Origin of the sequence: Granulicella sp. WH15, assembly GCF_009914315.1 — a bacterium.
In the GTDB taxonomy this organism is placed as follows: Bacteria; Acidobacteriota; Terriglobia; order Terriglobales; family Acidobacteriaceae; genus Edaphobacter.
In genome coordinates this window covers 1,694,211-1,713,150 of sequence record NZ_CP042596.1, presented here as the reverse complement: position 1 = coordinate 1,713,150, position 18,940 = coordinate 1,694,211, and the positions used below count along the sequence as shown (strand labels likewise).

General features: G+C 62.3%; 12 protein-coding genes. 6 read left to right on the top strand and 6 right to left on the bottom strand.

Going from position 1 to position 18,940, the window contains the following annotated elements:
- Positions 1-62: 62 nt before the first annotated feature.
- From FTO74_RS07145 to FTO74_RS07135, 3 genes are all read left to right on the top strand, one after another.
- Positions 63-422 (top strand): hypothetical protein, encoded by a 360-nt coding sequence (locus tag FTO74_RS07145; protein WP_162537525.1) that lies wholly within the window; start codon positions 63-65, stop codon positions 420-422.
- Positions 423-556: 134 nt separating this feature from the next.
- The gene (locus FTO74_RS07140; protein ID WP_162537524.1) at positions 557-4,957 is read left to right on the top strand and encodes a choice-of-anchor D domain-containing protein; all 4,401 of its coding nucleotides are present in this window, start codon (positions 557-559) and stop codon (positions 4,955-4,957) included.
- Between the two features lie 16 nt (positions 4,958-4,973).
- A complete protein-coding gene (locus FTO74_RS07135; protein WP_162537523.1) occupies positions 4,974-5,543 on the top strand; it encodes an outer membrane beta-barrel protein in 570 nt (189 codons plus the stop codon).
- A gap of 605 nt (positions 5,544-6,148) precedes the next feature.
- Here FTO74_RS07135 and FTO74_RS07130 read toward each other — a convergent pair.
- Both FTO74_RS07130 and FTO74_RS07125 read right to left on the bottom strand, forming a co-directional pair.
- Positions 6,149-7,924: a TonB-dependent receptor gene (locus FTO74_RS07130; protein ID WP_162537522.1), complete on the bottom strand. Its 1,776-nt coding sequence runs from the start codon at positions 7,922-7,924 to the stop codon at positions 6,149-6,151.
- 145 nt (positions 7,925-8,069) lie between these two features.
- Positions 8,070-9,803: a GWxTD domain-containing protein gene (locus FTO74_RS07125; protein ID WP_162537521.1), complete on the bottom strand. Its 1,734-nt coding sequence runs from the start codon at positions 9,801-9,803 to the stop codon at positions 8,070-8,072.
- Between the two features lie 188 nt (positions 9,804-9,991).
- Between FTO74_RS07125 and FTO74_RS07120 the strand changes: the two genes are divergently transcribed.
- Entirely contained in the window at positions 9,992-10,789 is a 798-nt protein-coding gene (locus FTO74_RS07120; RefSeq protein ID WP_162537520.1) for an ABC transporter ATP-binding protein, read from the top strand.
- A gap of 110 nt (positions 10,790-10,899) precedes the next feature.
- Here the strand turns inward: FTO74_RS07120 and FTO74_RS07115 are convergent, their stop codons facing one another.
- Positions 10,900-12,645 carry a hypothetical protein gene (locus tag FTO74_RS07115; protein WP_162537519.1) on the bottom strand — a complete coding sequence of 582 codons (1,746 nt, stop codon included), beginning with the start codon at positions 12,643-12,645 and terminating at the stop codon, positions 10,900-10,902.
- Positions 12,646-12,788: 143 nt separating this feature from the next.
- Entirely contained in the window at positions 12,789-13,523 is a 735-nt protein-coding gene (locus FTO74_RS07110) for a hypothetical protein (protein ID WP_162537518.1), read from the bottom strand.
- Positions 13,524-13,876: 353 nt separating this feature from the next.
- On the opposite strand from FTO74_RS07110, the gene FTO74_RS19690 reads away from it, so the two are divergent.
- Both FTO74_RS19690 and FTO74_RS19685 read left to right on the top strand, forming a co-directional pair.
- Positions 13,877-15,424 carry a hypothetical protein gene (locus FTO74_RS19690; RefSeq protein WP_255462546.1) on the top strand — a complete coding sequence of 516 codons (1,548 nt, stop codon included), beginning with the start codon at positions 13,877-13,879 and terminating at the stop codon, positions 15,422-15,424.
- The gene (locus FTO74_RS19685; RefSeq protein ID WP_255462545.1) at positions 15,355-16,497 is read left to right on the top strand and encodes a hypothetical protein; all 1,143 of its coding nucleotides are present in this window, start codon (positions 15,355-15,357) and stop codon (positions 16,495-16,497) included. Before FTO74_RS19690 ends, FTO74_RS19685 begins: the two co-directional genes overlap by 70 nt.
- 107 nt (positions 16,498-16,604) lie before the next feature.
- On the opposite strand, the gene FTO74_RS07100 is transcribed toward FTO74_RS19685, so the two are convergent.
- Complete coding sequence (locus FTO74_RS07100) at positions 16,605-17,162, bottom strand: DinB family protein (RefSeq protein WP_162537517.1); 558 nt, start codon at positions 17,160-17,162, stop codon at positions 16,605-16,607.
- Positions 17,163-17,398: 236 nt separating this feature from the next.
- The gene (locus FTO74_RS07095; protein WP_162537516.1) at positions 17,399-18,931 is read right to left on the bottom strand and encodes an amino acid permease; all 1,533 of its coding nucleotides are present in this window, start codon (positions 18,929-18,931) and stop codon (positions 17,399-17,401) included.
- Positions 18,932-18,940 lie beyond the last annotated feature (9 nt).

Here is an 18,940-nt window from a genome sequence, read left to right as displayed (position 1 = left end):
CAGGTGTGCCGAGGAAAGCTGACTCGGAATCTCTACGGAATCCAGACGAGCCAAGTATAGCAATGCTGATTCACAGGCTCGGAAACGACATCGCCAGCTCATCGCGCTTCACCGAGGACGCCATGAAAAGAACGAAGCGGCTATCGATTGAGTTCCGCCACCGTGAGATAACCATCACGGCTACGGGCTCGACGCTCCACGTTCAGGACAGCGAACCGGATGCTGCGAACACACCGGCGGTTTGTCCCACCTGCGGTAGTCCCTGGATCACCATCGTTGCTCGGGTAGACGGCGAGGTCCCGGCCAACACCGACCTCATCCACCGCGCGCTCCAGCAATCCGGCCTGCACCTGCAGGTCTCCCCGGCCGGTCAACTACGGATCTGCCAAAGGTCATTTGAAGAACTCAAGGAGAGTCTCTGATGCAACCCTTTTCCCCTAAAAACTGGCCCGTGATCTCCTCTGGGACGCTTCGTCAGCTCCCACGCTTTCTTCTCAAACAAAAATCAGACGTTCCCAGGCTCCTGCAATTTCTTTGCCTGGCAATGTTACTCGTAATGTCTTGCGGAGTCTCGCTGGCCCAACTGGTGCAGGTCAATGGCATCTCGACGGTAGCCGGTAACGGAACCGGCGGGTTTGCAGGCGACGGCGGTGCAGCGACAAGCGCAGAGCTGGCTCAGCCCCATTGCCTGGCGCTCGATAGTGCAGGCAACCTCTACGTCTCAGACTCCGCAAATAACAGGGTTCGCAAGATCAGCGCGAGTACAGGACTTATTACGACCGTGGCCGGTAATGGTACGGCGGGCTTCTCAGGAGACGGTGGGCCGGCGATCAGCGCAGAGCTGAACTCTCCCTACGGTCTGGCTTTCGACAAAGCCGGTAATCTCTACGTCGCGGACTCGTCCAATAATCGGATCCGCATGGTGGCGGCGTCCTCCGGAACTATCACGACCGTTGCAGGCACGGGGACGCACGGATTCTCCGGCGATGGTGGCGCAGCAATCCATGCCGAGATGGGCTCGCCTTTTGGCGTGGCGGTAGATAGCACCGGCAATCTCTACATCGGCGACTTTCAGAACGAGCGGATTCGCGAGGTAACCGCATCTACCGGCATCATCACGACCGTTGCAGGCAATGGAACCTACGGTTATTCGGGCGATGGCGGAGCGGCGACGAGTGCGCGGCTGGCCTCTCCGTATGGAGTAGCTGTCGATAGCATCGGCAACCTTTATATCGCGGACGAGAATAGCAACCATATAAGGCTTGTGACGGCAGCTACGGGAATCATCACCACGATTGCCGGAAACGGAACCCAAGGCGACTCAGGGGATGGTGGACCGGCCACCAGCGCCGAATTGAACCTGCCCGACGAAGTGACCGTGGATAGTTCCAACAACCTGTACATCGTGGATGAAAATGGCCATCGCGTTCGGAAGGTGGCGCTCGGCACCGGAATCATCACGACCGTAGCTGGCACCGGAACACCCGGCCATTCAGGCGACGGTGGAGCGGCAATCAAAGCCGAATTGAATTACCCGAATGGCATGGTGGTGGACCGCGACGGCAATCTCTATATCGCAGACACAGGGAACGCGATCATACGTAAAGTTTCGCCACTTATATTCCCAGCCACCAACGTCGGCAGCAGCAGTGCCCCTCAGAACCTCTTCCTCCAGACGGCGGCCGCCGAGACCATCACCAGCTTCACTGTGCCTGCCTCTCAGGGCAACAAGCAGGAGTATACGATCGGCGCAGTCAGCGGCTGCGCCGTCAATGGCGTGACGTCCAACCCGGCTGGCACGATCTGCACCATTCCCGTCACCTTCAGTCCCGCGTATCCCGGCCAGCGTGCCGTGCCCGTCCAGGCAGTCACCAGTACCGGCAAGATCAATATCGGCCTGAACGGCCAGGGTGTGAGTCCGCTCGTGTCGCTGACTCCTGGAACCATGTCAACGCTGGCCGGTGACGTCGGCAGTTCAAACTGCAATGCCTACACTGGGCCTGCGCTGCTTGGGCCACTGTGCAATCCATCCGCGGGCGCAGTGGATTTCGCGGGTAACGTCTATACCGCGGCGTTCTACAGCAATACCGTCAGCAAAATCGATACGAGTGGCAACATCACCGTGATCGCCGGTACTGGCGCGGGGGGCCTAAGCGGCGTGGGCGGTCCTGCCACCAAAGCAACGTTCGATCGTCCTGCCGACGTTGTTGTCGATCCCGCGGGCAACGTCTATTTCGCAGCCGAGACCGCCCAGCAGGTCTTCAGGATAGATGCCACCACGCAGATACTCACCAGCGTTGCGGGCAATGGAACAGAAGGTTACAGCGGAGACAATGGCCCAGCCACCGAGGCAAGCCTAAACCGGCCGGAAGGTGTCGCTCTCGATTTGCAGGGCAATCTCTATATCGAAGACCAGAACAATAACTTGATTCGCAAGGTAGATACTGCGGGCATCATTACGACGGTTGCGGGTAATCCAGCGACTATCAATCAAGGCTCACCCACCTACAGCGGTGATGGCGGACCGGCTACTCAGGCTAACCTGGCTCTCTGCTGCGGGGGCGTTTATGCGTCTTACGATTCCATCACCGTGGATTCTGCGGGCAATCTGTTCATCGGGGATTCCGGCCACCACGTCGTCCGAGAAGTAACAACGGACGGCATCATTCACACCGTTGCCGGAAACAACGCACTAGGACCCGGCTACAGCGGCGACGGAGGAGCGGCAACCAAAGCGCAATTGAACTGGCCGATGGGCGTCGCAGTGGACCCTGCCGGAGATCTCTATATTGCGGACTTTTCAAATAACCTCATCCGAAAAGTGGATTCTGCCACCCAAACCATCACAACCGTCGCCGGTAATGGCTCGCTGGGCTCTACTGGTGGTGGACTGGCAACGCAGGTAGCTTTGAATGGCCCGCAGAAGGTTGTGTTAGATGGCGAGGGTAATCTCTACGTCGCCGACACCAAGAACAATCTTGTCCGCAAGACAGATATCAGCAACACCACGTTGACCTTCGTAACGCCCACTGCAGTCGCATCGACCGACACCACAGACGGCCCGCTGGGAGTGGCCGTTTCAAACATCGGCAACGCGCCACTGACTCTGCCGCCACCTGCGACCGGGTCAAATGCGAGTGTCTCCAAGGGCTTCACGTTCTTCATCGGCGAGAGCGGGCCGTGCCCCTTTGTGGGTCCATCTTCATCAGCAGGAACGCTGGGACAAGGAAGTAGCTGCGGACTCACGGTGGAGTTCACCCCAACCAGTGTTGGCAGCATCACCGGCTCGCTCGTACTGACGGACAACAATCTGAATGCGGTCAGCCCCTATGCCACACAGACGATCTCGCTGATCGGCACCGGACAGGCCGGCACCAGTACCGGAGCGCTCACCATCGCACCCACAACGCAGACATTTGCCTCAACTGCCGTGGGCAGCACCAGCTCCGCACTTACCTCTATCATCACCAACACCACCAACCAGGCGATTTACCTTAGCAGCCGTTCGTTGACCGATGCGACGGACTTTACTCAGAGCGACAACTGCGGCGGTCTCATCGAGGCCAACACAGGCACCTGCACCGTTACCTTTACCTTCACGCCGCAGAGCGCAGGCGCACTCACCTCCACCTTCTCGATCCATGACCTCGACCATCCTGCATCACCCTTGACCGTAGCCCTCTCCGGAAACGGCACAGGCGTGGCCAGCGCACCCCAGGCGACGCTCACACCTCCATCTGTAGACTTCGGCAGTGTGACGACAGGCACGACAAGCTCCGCGCAAAACTTCACGCTCTCAAATACTGGCACCACATCGCTGGGCATCACATCCATCTCGCTCGGCGGGGCGAATCCGGGCAGCTTCTCCATCGACACAGACAACTGCGCCACCGGAGCGACAGCCCTCGCCAGACCAGCGCATAGCGTGGCTGCCGCACATAGCCGAGCCAACCCAAGAGACATACCCGCACTGCAGTCAGGAACATACTGCCAGCTCTACATTGTCTTCTCGCCCACCAGCGCAGGCTCATCCACGGCAACCCTCACCATCGTCGATCAAGCCGGAACGCAGACCTCGACGTTGACAGGAACGGGCGTCGCAACGGCTCCGCCAGCGACTCCTCAGGCCGCCCTCACCCCCTCCTCTGTGAACTTCAACAGCGTTGCGACCGGCAGCAGCAGCGCAGCCCAGACCTTCACCCTTGCCAACCATGGAAACGCGGCTCTGTCGATCAGCTCCATCTCCCTCGGCGGAGCCAAGTCCTTCGCGGTCGGGTCGAACAACTGCGGAGCGTCTCTTGCCGCGAGCGCTTCCTGCACGATCTCCGTAACGTTTACGCCTTCCGCCGTCGGCTCTGCCACCGCGACGCTAACCATTGCCGACAACGCCCCCGGCTCACCGCAGAGCAGCACACTAACAGGCACGGGCACAGCGTCACCGGCTGCCGCCGATTTCACCGTGACCGCGACCCCAGCCTCCCAAAGCATCACCTCGGGAAGCAGCGCCGCTTACAGCGTAAACGTCGCTTCGACGGGCGGCGCCTTTGCCCAGGCGGTCGCCCTCGCCGCGAGCGGCCTTCCGGCCGGAGCGACGGTCTCCTTTTCGCCCGCTTCAGTCACGCCCGGAGACTCCGCTGCCCAGTCCACCATGACCATCCGGACAGCCTCTCCTCAGATGGCAAGAGGAAACGGCCTTCCACGGTGGCCCTTCACGGCACCAGTCTTCGCAGCCCTGCTGCTGCTCATCCCAGGCAAGAGACTCAGCCTCGGGAAGAAAAGCCGAGGGCTCTTCGCGAGCCTTGCCTGCATCGTTGCCTTGTTCGGCATCGCGGTGTCAACGACAGGCTGCGGTGCCGGCTTCGCGCTGCCGTCGTCCGCCAAAACCTACACCATCACCGTGACCGGAACCAGCGGATCGGACACCCACTCAACCACAGTCACGCTGACCGTGCAGTAAACGAGGACCTATGACCATGCGTTCACTCCTTGCCCTGTCGCTCCTGTCGATCGCCTCCGTCAACCTGATGGCGCAGGCTCAGCCATCCCATGAGATCGCGCTGGATTACACCTACCTCCACACCAATGCGCCGCCGGGAGGATGCGGATGTTTTTCCATGAACGGCGGCAGCGGATCGTATGCCTATCATCTGGGACCTCAGTTCGCCACCGTGTTCGAGGTCGGAGCCGTGCATGCCTCGAAGGTAGATGCCAGCGGTCTCGACCTGACGCTGACGTCGTTTCTGCTGGGGCCCCGCTTCTTCTACCGCAGGCCGCAGGCTCGCTTCGTTCCCTACGCTCAGGTGCTGCTCGGAGCGGTCCGGGCAACCGGAGGACTGGCTCCGGCCAACTCGGGCGGAGCCGCTTCGTCAACGGTCTTCGGCTCGACCCTGGGAGGAGGTGTCGAGTTCAACCTAAACCGAAAAATTACCCTCCGACTCGCCCAGGTCGACTACTTCGTCACAACATTTCCCAATAAAGCAGACAACCACCAAAACAACCTTCGATTTACCGCAGGCGCAGCACTCCACTTCGGAAAAAGGTGACCCCATGACGACGAAAACCTGCATTTCGATGCCCAACAAGCAAGCCGTTCCTGACACGGACAAACAGCCCTCTTCTTCGCACGCAAAGAAGGGGGCTCGCTCGAAGATAGTCCTGGCCTGGACAGTTGTCTTGCTGCCGTTAGCGTGGGGCCTTTACGAAACGGGGCGGCTCGTCGCTCCGCTGGCCCAGGTACTCCTGTCGCACACTCGCTGAACTAGCTTTGCGAGCCCACTTCCGGCAGGAAAACCCGTTCCCACGCAAGGAGTCTTCTACGCCGTCTCAAACTCCGTGCCCCTCAGACAACGGAGCCTTATTCCATCGAGATATTCGAGCGCATAGCGAAAGAATATCGGCACTATGGCAGGACTGAACTCGCACGCTCGAGATCTAATAGCCTGTCTGACGTCTATAGACATCAGACATTCACAAGCCAACTGAAATCATTGAACAACTTGCGGTGACCGTCTGTGCGAACGGAAAAGGCATTGACTCCATTCAAATCAATGCTTCCTTGTCCCTACCCAGGCATGGCCGTCAGCCACAGATCCTCACCGTCACCTGACCACGTTTCACCATCACAAAACCGCGTTCTACGCACCGCAAATTAGAACGAAAACGAGAGTCCCGCCTGCAAGGTCCGCGGAGCCTGGGCGAAGTAAAGCGTCTGCCCATCCGCCGACACAAATGGCCGATACCCCTGCGCCAGCAGGTTGGTCACGTCGATCGTCGCGTCCAGCCCCTGCGGCAGATGGTTCCCCCAGCGCACCGGCTGCCTCACCGTAAAGCTGAGATACCCCTCATCCCTGGGATTTCCATAAGGATTCACCGAAGTCAGCGTCCGCACCGGCTGCCAGCGGTACGAGGCCCGCACCCGCGTCGATCCGATCTTGCCGCGCAGCGCCACCGTGGCCGACTCAGCCGAGCGCGCCTTCATCGCCGCCACCGAACCCTCAAACGTGCTCGCCGCCGCAGAATTGGCCGCCAGCGCCTTACCCATCGTGTACTCCAGCGCGCCCACCAGCCCCGGCATCAGCGTCTCGTCCAGCTCGACGCTCGCACCCGCGCCGCTGTACCCACCGGCCAGCGCCTCGAAGCTCCCATTGGCCGTGTCCACCATCGCGCCCGGCATAGCGTCCAGCCCGGGCGAAGCAAGCGCCGCATCGACCAACCCCGCGCCGACTCCAGCCACATGCGCATTATCCAGCGAGTCATGGTAGACCGTCACCTCCACCGTGCCGCGCCCCATCTTGTGCGCAACCGACAGCTCGTGATGTCTTCCCTGCTCCAGCCGCAGCTTCCCGTTCGCGACGATCGCCACCGGAATGTCGTCGTCCGCGGCGTCCATATCGGCAATCCCTTGTACGTCGCGCGCCGACGCCATCCGGTACTGCACCATCCACGTGCCTGACGGATGAGCCGTCAGCCGCACAAACGGAGCCGCCTGGAAGGCATCGCTCCCGGCATGGACCGCTCGCAGGCTACCGCCCACCTCAAGCTCCGCCATGTCGCCCATCTGGGTCAACTGCGCGCTGCGGATATCGACCGTCTGGACCCCAGCCACCCCACCCGCCACCAACTCAGGATGCGAGGCATAGCGCACAATCGTCCGCGAAGTTCCAAAGCTCGAGCGCCGCTGATATCCGGTCGCGACCTCCGTGGCAGCCCCACGGCTATCCTCGCCAAAGGCCGAGCCTAGCTGCGCCTGCATCAGCAGGTCAGCTCCCGCCGGAAGCTCCCGGTTGGCCTCAAGCGTCGTCCGTACACCGCTATTGCCAAAACCACCGCTGCCGCCCTCGACCGTGGCCCGTGCCTGAATCTGCCCCCGGCGCGGCCCCTCAGCCTCCCCGTCACCGGCGGAGAGCAGCACCGTCTCGCCATCGTCGAGCACTCGCAGAATGGGACGGTTGGCGGTCGAACGCAGCGTCCACTTCCAGTCGTCCGCGGGTTCATCCGGTCTGCGCCGGTCGCTCGGCAGCCAGGAGGTCGTCTCGAAGAGCGTCGCCAGCGTCAGATTGACGACTGTGCGACTTCCTGTCTTAAGCTGAAGATTTTCGCGCGTCGCGGGGATAAACAGGGTCGCGCTGGCCCGCACGCTGTAGCGCCGGGGCAGAAGCTCCGCAAGCGCAATCACATAATGTCCGTTCGGATCGGTAAATGCCTTGCCCACGGTGGCGTTGCCGCTGAGCACCTGGACCAGAGCCCCCATCTGAGCCACGCCCTCCGCATCCCGCACCACGCCCTGCACCGTCGCCCCAGCCACATTCGCCGGGCGGGGAGACTTGGCCTGCGCCTCGCAGGCAGCAAACAGCAACACCGCCAGTATGAAGACCGTCCGGGCGGGTGCGCTGATGCTTACCGGGTTACGTGATACACGTTGCACAGTCCAGATCCCCTGTGCGCCGTCTGGCCTACTCCCAAAAATCACTGTCCTTCCCATACCTGCCGGGAGAGAGAGCGACCTGCGCGGACTGTATCCGAAACCGATCATCGCCTTCTATCTACGTGATCGTGCATCCGGAGTCCGTTTACTCGACCGTAAACGGCGCACTCTCAGCAAACTGCTGCTTCGACACACCGTCGTTCACCTTGATACTCACCCGGTACTTCCCAGGCTGTAGACTTGCCAGCGGCAGGCTCTTCTCGAGCGTTACCTGGTCCGCATTCGGGTTCAGCTTGTTCGTCGTCTCCTGAGCGTCGAGCACCGACTTGTTCGTCGCCAGGTCGAGGATCTGGTACTCGATCGTCGCCCCGTTCTGCTTGTTCTCGCCGATTCCCAGGTTGTACACCTGCATCCAGAAGTTCAGGTTCTGATCGCGATGGAAGAGGATGGGCACCGCGACGCCGGTCGGAACCCGAGGACGAATCCGCGTATTGCCGATGACGAAGTTGCCCGCCCCGATATCCTTCGACGGAACCCGCTCCATCTGGTCCGCCAATATGAGAGACGAGTGGCCCAGCCGATCGTCATCAAACTTCGGCACATTGACGCTGCGCTGATAGGTTCCGATGTGATCCGGATTGTTCACGTCCTTGATGACGATGTCGATCTTGTAGAGGCCCGGCGGCAGCGGCAGCGCCTTCCAGTAGACCGAGACCTTCTTCTGATCCTGCGGCAACAGCTCGCTCGGCGTCTGTAGCGAGACCGTATCCTCAAACGTCTGCAACACACGGTGGTTCAGGTTCGACACGCGGCCGAGGATGTTGACCACCCCCATCGAGACGCCGTCCTTGGTGTTGTAGGTCACGTCCGAGTTGTGAATCTGGAGCGTCAGCGGCACCAGCACGGTGTCGTTGGTCACCTTCACATAGTCCGTGCGCACGTCGAAGAGGAAGGGCTTGCCCGTGAGGATCTTCGACGAGACCATGAAGGCCTCAAGATCCTTGAACTTGATAACAGGGGGAGCCATCAGCTTGGCCATGCGGTCCAGACGGTCGAACTGCTTGGACTGGTTCGACGAGGTGCCCGGCCCGGTTCCCAACTGCTCGAGGCCGCCACCCTGGAAGCGGTCCGCCTTCGAGGTCTGTCCCTGCTCCTCGGCCATCGTCAGACCGGCACCCGGAACCATCTTCAGCGCGTCCTTCTCCGAGCGGTCGATGGTCATGTGATAGTCGCCGCACATGCAGGTATCGACGAACTCGATGTCGACGTTGTCGCCGATGCCTTCGAGGTAACGGTAGTGCCAGATCTCGAACGGGTAGGTGGAGGTATTACCGCCGCCCTCGTCCATGGGGCGGTCGTAGCTGCCGCCGCTGGGGTGCGAGTCGATGCTGTCCGGCTTGCCGAACGAGATGTAGATGTGGCCGCGATCAGTGCGCCAGCCCGCCTTACCCGCGGCGAAGTGCTCGTTGGCGTAGGCGATGCGGGCGTAGTGCTCTTCGCGGTACTCGTTCTCAGGAGAATCGGGATTGGGGTTGCGGCGCAGCCAGAAGTTCTCGATGAACTGGTCGCGCTCCTCGTCGTTCGACAGGTGCTTGAACGATTGCAGCTCCTCGTCGGTGATGATCCAGCGCACGTCCTGGTCGACCCAGGTCTTGTAGGAGCCGTGCAACTCGCCGCGCATCGCCTTCTGCTGGGCGAAGCGCTCCTTGTCGGTCAGCGGACGCTTGGTGGGGTCCGGCTTCTCCGTGATCGGCGCGGCTTTGCTGACTCCGTCCGGCGTCGTCGCGGGCTGCGCATCCTGTGCCCGGAGAGCGCTGGCTCCCACAAAAACAAGGGACAGAGTGACTGCACTGAGAAGCGAACGATACGGGATGGTCATGGCTGATGCAACTCCTGGTAATCATAAAGATTGTAGGCTTAAACAAGGCAACAGACAAACTCATTCGAGCATCTTCCCTGCGTCATACATAGGACGGATCGCGGGATCGATTCGGTATCCGAGAACACCAAGTCCCGCGATGTGCCGATAACATCTATAAAGAGATAACTGTACCGGAGAGAAGTCATATGGCCGCCGAAATTGAAGTCGATCCAGACGCCGTTCACAACGAAGAGCCCCACGAAGGCGAGGTCATCGTCACCAGCAACCTGTGGAAGACGTACACCATGGGCGAGCAGAAGGTGAACGCGCTGCGCGGCGTCAATCTGCGGATCCGCCATAACGAGTATGTCGCCATCATGGGGCCGTCGGGATCGGGCAAATCGACGCTGATGAACCTGATCGGCTGCCTGGACTCGCCGACGCAGGGGCGCTACTGGCTCAACGGGCACGACGTCTCCAAGCTGGATGACGACCAGCTCGCCCGCATCCGCAACAAGGAGATCGGCTTCGTCTTCCAGACCTTCAACCTGCTGCCCCGCGCCACCAGCCTGCGCAATGTGGAGCTGCCGCTGATCTACAACGGCACGCCCGCCGCCGAGCGCGAGGCCAGGGCCAAGGCGATTCTCGAATCCGTCAACCTGGGCACGCGCATGATGCACAAACCAAACGAGCTATCGGGTGGGCAGAGGCAGCGTGTGGCTATCGCCAGAGCGCTGGTAAATGGCCCGTCCATCATCCTGGCCGATGAACCTACCGGGAATCTCGACTCGCGCACCGGAGATGAGATTATGGCGCTCTTCGACGATCTCCACGCCAAGGGGAACACCGTTGTGCTGGTTACGCATGAGCCGGATATCGCCGAGTATGCCCACCGCGTCATTACCATTCGCGATGGCGTCGTGGCCAGCGATAGGATCTCGACACGCGACCGCAGCCATATTGAGGCGCGGTTAGCCAGCGCGCCGCCGCATGCGGATTCCTAAGAATCAGGAGATGGTCCTCCCGTGGGTCGGCAAGAAAGATGCTCGCTGCCGACCAGCGGGAGGCCATGCTGTTTATTTCCCCGTGCAGCCCCGAGAACGGTACGAAGTACCTATTCGACGTCAGCTACTTTGCCCTGCTTGAAGGTGATCTTCATGTCCGGGTAAACATAGACCGTCTTCGGGCCGAGGTTCAGGATCTTCGACGGCTGGCCCATTGCACCGACCACCTGGGCCGTGGTCTGGCCCAGAGCAATCGAGACCGGAGCCGCAGGCGCTGCGGGTGCCGGTGCAGCCATCGGGGCGGCTGCCGGTCCGGCGCCGTCCGGAGGCAGCGTGCCCGCCACCTCTTGCTCCGCGCCCGCTGCTTGCTGATCCTGCTGCGCCAGTTCCTGCGCTCCGCCCGGCTCCGGCGGAGGAGCGTTCTCGGCCACCAGAGCCGTTACCGGCGGCCCCAGCGCCGACGCCGGAGCTGCCGGTAGACCACCCTTGCCCTGCTTGGCCTGCAACTCCTCCAGGCCCTGATCGACCGTCTCGCGCATATGGTTCTGCATGTCCTGCAGATCCTCGAAGCTCACCGAGACCACCGAGCGGTTGCGGCACTCGACTCCGCCCTTGCTCGAAAGCACCGTCAGGCTCGCCGCCGTGGCATCGGCCGGGGGCGGAGCGGTCAACTGCAGCACGTCGCCGTCGGTCACCGCGCACTCCTGCCCCGAGGCGTCAGTCAGGTCCATCTCCTTGCCCGCGACGAAGACGTGCGGCTGGCCGTCGCTCAGCAGGCGCGCGATGCTGCTCGAGGCCGCCTCCCCCTCCTGATGCTGCGCATTGGCCTGGGCTTCGGCATTCTCGAGCGAGACTTGCCGCTTGACCTCCTCGGCAACCAGAGCCTTGGTCTCGGGCGTCAGCGGCGCGGGCGGAGCAGAGCCAGCCGCGTCAGCCTGGCCCTGATCCGCGACGTGCGCGTCGTAGGAGTCCTGCAAGGAAGTGGCGATCAGATAGTCCGTCAGCCACAGCGAAGGCGCGGCATAGACCGGATACGGCGTGAAGTAGGCCCCATAGTAGCCGTACCACGGAGCCGCTCCCCAGCCCCACGAGTAGGCCACCGGAACCGCCCAGGGGTTGTAAGCCCAGCCATAGAAGCCGACACCGTAGTAGTGGACCGGCGCGTAGACGTCCAGGTACACGCCGCGATATCCGTAGTGGTTGTAGAAGCGGTTGTAGGCGCGGCCGTGATAGTAGTAGCTGCGCCGCGCGTACTCGTGCCCGTGGAACATATAGGGGTGCGCGATGTACCCGCCGCGGCCCCGCTCGTAGACCAGCCGCGAGTGGTCCGCGCGCTCCACCGAGATGCGCCGCCCGCCCGCCAGGTTATGGTGAATGTCCATTCCCCGGCGCGCGTCGTGGACGTCCATCGGATGCCCGTTGGCGCGCGTGCGCATCACGTTGCCGTTGGCTCCCACGCGGTCGTGCGAGCCCACCGGACCCGCGTGGGCCAGGCTGCCGTGCGCTCCCGCAACGCCGCCGCCGGGATGGCCCGCCATCGCACCGCCGGGACGCGCTCCCATGCTGGTAGTCGTGGTGTGCGCGGTGGTCGTGGTGGTCATACCGTGGGCGCTGGTCGTCGTGGTCGTGGTCCGGCTGGTGGTGGTCGTCGCGCCGGGATGCGCCGCGCCTCCGGCGGCAGGGTGCGCCGCTCCCGCAGCGGCCGGATGGGCCGCCGGAGCAGCGGGATGGGCTGCGGGCTTCGCGGGAGCGGACTTCTTCTGCCCCGCCGCAGAGCTTATGCCAAAGGCGAGAGATCCGGTGAGAAGCAGCGAGGCACAGAGAACACGGCGAGTGTGTGGGCGGCGCAGAGGCATGACCTACTCCTGGGTTACTCCTGAATCTGGGTTACTCCTGAATTGCTCTTGATGACTCTTGGGGACGAGTGCAAAGAATTGCAGAGACAACAAACACCAGCCACCTGGCCCGGTCTTTCTCTATCGAGAACCCATCAGCCGTACTACTGAACGTCCGTGACCTTGCCCTTGACGAAGGTGACCTTCATGTCCGGGTAGTAGTCGATCTCCTTGGTGCTCAGGTTGACGATCTTGGTCGGCGGGCCGAACATCGCCGCCACCTGATCCTTGGTCTGTCCCAGCGAGATTGACTTCGGCGCGGCGGGCGGGGCATCGGCTGGAGGCGGCGGAGGCGCGATATCGGCCATCTTCGCCGGAGGAGGCGCGCTGGGCGCAGCAGGCTGAGCCGCCCCGGAGCCCTGAGCGTTATCCACCGGCTCCGCCTTCACGGTCTGCGAGATCATCGCCATCACCGCGTCGGGCGGCGGAATGGTGCCCTTGGGAAAGGGATACTTCACAAAGACCTTATAGCGAATGTCGTTCATCGGGTCGGAGATAAACTCCAGCACCGCGCCGTCATCGCGGACGTTGACACCGATGAGCCAGAACTTCTCACCCGCCACAAAGGTCCGGCTCGTCGTATTCGGAGTCCCGGTTGCGTGGAAGTTCATCAGCTTGGAGAAGCCGCTGGCCTTGAACTTGCCGTCCTCGTAGGTCACGTTGCCCGGCGCTGCCGCGGCTACGCTGTACATCGTCAGGTTGTCCTTCAGAAGGTCGATCACCGCTCCGGGCGTGACGATATCCTTATGGTCGGCGCTCGGCTTCGTCAGGGGATAGCTATTCTCAATTGCCTGCTGAATCGGCAGCTTCGTCTGGCCGATAACGAAGGGGGAGGCCATGAGCAAGAGAGAGAAGGAGAGAGTCCGGACGCAACGCATTACAACCTCACCATGAGAGTGGAATGTCAACAGTGGAACGTCAACTGCTGGAGTAGCTAAAATCCTTTGATTCCTAAACCATCCAATCATGCCACAAACCACTACGCGCTGCGTCAAAGACACATCCGTTAAACGATGAAAAATTACAGGGACGCGCAGTGCTAAAACAGTACTTACCGAAGACATCCGGCTCCGCACCAGACTGTGAGCCAGTCTAAACCTTTCTCATCATCCAGAAACCCTTTTGATTCATCATCCACAGAACAGCAGCCAATGCTGCTGCGTAACACCGAGGCTGCATCTAAACTCCAAGTATGGTCAAGCCGTTCGCACGCGTGATGATTCTGCTTCTGCTCCTCCCCCTTGGGCGCGCCGCCGCCCAGGCACGGTTTGACCTCGCTGGTCCCAAAATCGATATCCGCGTCACCCGCAAGGGTGCCTCTCTGCCCATCGCGCGGGTTCCCAATCTCCAGCCCGGCGATCAGATCTGGCTCCACCCGGACCTGCCTCCAACCCAGTCGGTTCACTATCTGCTCATAGCCGTCTTTCTGCGCGGCACCACCAATCCTCCGCCCGAGCACTGGTTCACCCGCATCGAGACCTGGAACAAGAAGGTGCGGCAGGAGGGCGTCACCATCACCGTGCCGCAGGAGGCCCAGCAGGCCGTGCTCTTCCTGGCCCCCGAGACCGGCGGCGACTACAGCACCCTGCGCTCGGCCGTCACCGGACGGCCCGGCATCTTCGTGCGCGCCACGCAAGACCTGAACGAGGCCGGATTCGAGCAGGCGCGTATCGAGAAGTACATCTCGGAGATGGAGAAGGTACCGCCGGGAGACCCCGACTCGCTGCAGCGGCACTCCAACCTGCTGGCCCGCACGCTGAACCTGAAGCCCAACCCCGACTGCTTCAAGCGGCCAGTAGACCAGCAGTACAACTGCCTGACTCAGACCGGCACCCAGACCCTGCTCGACGACGGGCACGGCCAGACCATCGTCGCCGCACTCTCGAATGGGCCGGGGTCGGACTTTATCAATCAGGCCGCCTACACCGGGGCCGCGGGGGGCGGGCTCTACTCGGCCTACGTCGGAGCCATCGTGGACCTGGTACGCCTGACCAGCACGCTGCACACGGCTCAGTACCAGTACATCCCGGCTATCGCCTTTCCCAATGAAGAGAGCCTGAACCTGCGGCTCAACACACCGCCCTCCTTCCATAACCCCAAGTCAGTGCTGGTTATCGGGTTGCCCGCAGTGCTGGCCAGCCCGCCGCCGCCGTTGCGCACGGCCGATCCGGATCACGTCTCCTGCCTGTTGCAGCCCAGGGTCTCCATCCCGGTCGAGGGAGCACCGCTGGTCTTCTCGACCGCACTGGCGCACGATCTCGTCCTGCACCTGAGCGCCCGCGTCCCCGGCCCCGACGGCAAGCCCGGCCCCCAGGACCTGCCGCTCATCCCGGACTCCTACCACGGCGGACTGACCATCGCCCCTGATGCCTCTCCGCGAAAGGAGCTGGCGGCTCCGGCTACAACTACGGCCTCGGCTCCCCCCGACGCCCCCATCCTCAAGCCCGGCGAGCAGCTCACCGGCATCATCAAGGGCATGTGGGGCTTCGACCCCTTCACCGGCCCCACCGTCCCGCTGCAGGGCCTGCCCGGCTCAGGCTGGCGCATCGCCACCAACGCCGCCACGCCCACCGTCCTTATCGCGGGCCAGCCTAACCACCTGCAGCTCATCAGCTCCGGCACTGCCTGCATCCAGGGGATCACGCTTGAGCCCGCCGGCCTGAAGACAGAGTGGAAGCTGGCCCCGAACCCGAGAGGGCTCCCGACAGCCAGCCCAAACCCGACCAGCCCGTCGAGCTGACTCTCAACCTGCCCCATGCCGAGAGCCCCGGCACCATTCAACTGGCCATCCAGCAGTTCGGCCAACCCAAACCCGACCAGCTCGGCACCAAAACCTTCTCCGAGCCCGCCCGTATCGAGGCGCTAGCGCTGCACGAGGGCGACCACACCCTGACCCTGACCGGCACCAGCCTCGAAGAGGTCAAGCAGGTCACCGTTAGCGGCCTGGCCTACATGCCCGACCCCGGCGGCACCGACAAATCGGTCACCCTCTCGATCGCCAAGGACGCCAAGCCACTCGTCGTCAAGAGCGGCGACCACTTCGTCGCCAAGGTCGAGCTGACCGACGGGCGCACTCTTGACGCACCCTCGACCGTGCTGATTCCGCGCCCGTCGGTCACGCTGATCAGCAAGCGGATTGTCCAGCCGCCGCCGCCGACTGGCTCCCCTGCTCCGCCACCGTCGCCCATTGCACTCAGCGACTCGGACGACCTGCCGCTGGGGGCACAGATCGTCTTCTTCGTGAAATCGGAGCAGAAGTTTCCGCGCAGCCAGCAGATCGAGGTCGCCTCGGTGGACGACTCGCTGCACACGACGCTCTCGATCGCCGCCGGATCGCTCATCCTGCAGGACTCGCACACCGTCCTGGCCCGGCTGGATCCGCTCAAGACCTTCGGGACCTCGGCCTTCGGGCCGCTGCACCTGCGCGCCGTGGCCTCCGATGGGACGCCCGGCGAGTGGCTGCCGCTGGCGACGCTGGTGCGGCTCCCGACACTGACTGGCCTGCGCTGCCCCAGCGACGTCGCACGCCCCTGCCAGCTCGACGGCACCGATCTTTACCTGATCGACTCGATCGCGACCGACACCGACTTTACCGCGCCCACCACCATTCCGGAGGGGTTTGTGGATACCACGCTGCTCATCCCACGACCGCTCGGGGCCAGCTTCTACCTGAAGCTGCGCGACGACCCCGCCACCGTCCACGGGACCAGCCTGCCTATTACGCCTGAGACTCTGGCCACGCCGGGGGCGGCAAAGCCCGGGGTAAGGCCAAGTTCTGCCTCGACGGCTCCGCCACATCATCCCAGCGAGTAGTGCTGAAGGTGTCGGGGCCTTCGCCTCGACACCTTCAGATCACACCCCTCTTGGTGATTAGTTCCGATCCGATAGACGCCAAACAAGTTCTGACTGAACCATGTGGCCTACTTGGGGAGCACCACACCCGCTGACCAAGGCGGCACGATGCCGTTCATGCGCGCGTAAGCAATCAGCTGGCCCATGTGCTCGTTATCGTGACAGATGATCCGCAGGTACATCCCGTCTACGTTCACGGTTTTGCCATATATCTTCACTTTGCGCTGTAGATCTCCAGGCTTAAGTTGGGCTCGCGCCGTCTTGACCGCTTCAAGAGACCGCCTCAGGTAGGACACCACGTCCGGCTTGGACACGATCCTTTTCTCCACATCGTTCGACTCAAGTTCGGGTGGCATCTTCGGCCCGGTTACGCTGAGGAGGTAGTAGTTCGATTGGGCAATGTGCATGAGCACTTCGCTCACCGACCGCACTCCCGGCTCCGGCCGCCAACCATACTTGTCAGCCGGAATCGCCTCCGCGATCGAGACCAGAAGGCGTGAGGCGTACCGCCATTCCCCGTCGTAGCCTTCCCAGATTCCCTCGTTGGCAGCCGCCTCCGCAGGGCTTTGGGCGTGTAGCGTGTAGGTGCCTAGAAGAAGAGCGGCGAAGAGCAGTCTCCGGAACATGCCCACACTCTAGCAGGCTATCTGGCAACTGTAGATTCAAACTGATTCATTACTTAGAAATAACGACAAAAGCAGATTCCTCCGCTTTGCTTCTGAATGACGACTAAAAGAACAAACAAAAACGCCCTTGCGCCGGGGGGGGCGGCACTTCGTGCGGTCTTGGACGCTTCGCGTAAAAAAGCAAATGCCCCCTGTCTCGACTTTGAGACAGGGGGCATTTGGGCTTTTAGAGAGACCTAGCCGAGGTCTTCGCCCCGCTCCATCGCCTGCACCTTGCTGTGCTTCACGCTGTACGTAAAGTAGATCAGCAGCCCCAGAATCAGCCATCCGATCACCACTTCCTTCGTCAGCGTCGGCAGCGTCCACACCAGGTATAGCGCGCTGACGATGCCCAGGATCGGCACCAGAGGCACCAGAGGCGTCTTGAACGGACGAGGCAGCTCCGGGCTGCGGCGGCGCAGAATCCAGACACCGGCACAGACGATGGCAAACGCCAGCAGTGTGCCCATGTTCACCAGCTCGCTCAGCCGGTCGATCGGCAGAACCGCAGGCATGAACGCCACAATCGCGCCCACCACGATGTTCGAGATCCACGGCGTGCGGAACTTCGGGTGGATCGCCCCAGCCCACTTCCACAGCAGGCCGTCGCGCGACATGGAGAAGAACACCCGCGACTGGCCCAGAAGCATCACCAGCATCACGGTGCCCAGGCCGAAGACTGCGCCGATCTTCACCAGGATGGAGCCCCAACGCACGCCCGTCACGTCGATTCCGACCGCAACCGGATCGGCCACGTTCAGCGCGCGGTAGTTCACCAAGCCGGTCAGAACGCCCGAGACCAGGATATACAGGACGGTGCAGATGACCAGCGAGCCGAGGATGCCGATGGGCATATCCCGCTGCGGATTCTTGGCCTCCTGAGCCGCGGTCGAGACCGCATCGAAGCCGATGTACGCGAAGAAGATGGAAGCCGCACCCGCCGTGATACCGCCGAAGCCGAAGTTGCCATGCCCGTCAGAGGGCGGAATGAAGGGCGTCCAGTTCGCATGGGCGTGGGCCGGGTTGTGCAAGATGTAGCCGATGCCCAGGAACAGGAAGATCCCGACCACCGCCAGCTTCACAAGAACGATCACCGTATTCAGGTTGGCCGACTCCTCGATGCCGCGCACCAGCACCGCCGTCACGACGGCGATGGCCAGGAAAGCCACCAGGTTGAAGATTCCGGCAGCATGCGGCAGGCTCGACGGGTCTACGCCTGTGGGTAGCGCGGCCAGTTGCATCCAGCGGTCGTGGTACTGGTAGAGCACCGTGCCCGGCGTCGTCGTCAGTTGCGGCGGAATGTGGATGTGGAAGTCCTGCAACAGGCCGACGAAGTAGCCGCTCCAACCCGAGGCCACGGTGGCCGCGCCGAAGGCGTACTCCAGCACCAGGTCCCAGCCGATGATCCAGGCCACGAACTCGCCCAGCGTCGCGTACCCGTAGGTGTAGGCCGAACCGGCGATGGGAATCAGCGAGGCGAACTCCGCGTAGCAAAGCCCGGCGAAGGCGCAGGTGATGCCCGCGAAGATAAAGCTCACCATTACCGCAGGACCGGCGTGCTTGGCCGCAGCCTGCCCCGTCAGTACAAAGATTCCCGCACCAATAATTGCGCCGATTCCGAGGGTGATCAGGTTCAGGGGGCCAAGCGAACGCTTCAGGCTCGCCTCCCCCTCGTTCTTCGCCTCGTTCAGCAGCTTTGACATTGGCTTAATCGCCAGCAGATTCGCCATCTAACGCAA

What these genes read in the sequence shown, in the direction of transcription:
- FTO74_RS07125 (WP_162537521.1), bottom strand. Translation starts at nt 9,803, where the DNA reads ATGACCATCCCGTATCGTTCGCTTCTCAGTGCAGTCACTCTGTCCCTT.
- FTO74_RS07095 (WP_162537516.1), bottom strand. Translation starts at nt 18,931, where the DNA reads ATGGCGAATCTGCTGGCGATTAAGCCAATGTCAAAGCTGCTGAACGAG.
- FTO74_RS07115 (WP_162537519.1), bottom strand. Translation starts at nt 12,645, where the DNA reads ATGCCTCTGCGCCGCCCACACACTCGCCGTGTTCTCTGTGCCTCGCTG.
- FTO74_RS07135 (WP_162537523.1), top strand. Translation starts at nt 4,974, where the DNA reads ATGCGTTCACTCCTTGCCCTGTCGCTCCTGTCGATCGCCTCCGTCAAC.
- FTO74_RS07110 (WP_162537518.1), bottom strand. Translation starts at nt 13,523, where the DNA reads ATGGCCTCCCCCTTCGTTATCGGCCAGACGAAGCTGCCGATTCAGCAG.
- FTO74_RS19690 (WP_255462546.1), top strand. Translation starts at nt 13,877, where the DNA reads ATGGTCAAGCCGTTCGCACGCGTGATGATTCTGCTTCTGCTCCTCCCC.
- FTO74_RS07120 (WP_162537520.1), top strand. Translation starts at nt 9,992, where the DNA reads ATGGCCGCCGAAATTGAAGTCGATCCAGACGCCGTTCACAACGAAGAG.
- FTO74_RS07140 (WP_162537524.1), top strand. Translation starts at nt 557, where the DNA reads ATGTCTTGCGGAGTCTCGCTGGCCCAACTGGTGCAGGTCAATGGCATC.
- FTO74_RS07145 (WP_162537525.1), top strand. Translation starts at nt 63, where the DNA reads ATGCTGATTCACAGGCTCGGAAACGACATCGCCAGCTCATCGCGCTTC.
- FTO74_RS07100 (WP_162537517.1), bottom strand. Translation starts at nt 17,162, where the DNA reads ATGTTCCGGAGACTGCTCTTCGCCGCTCTTCTTCTAGGCACCTACACG.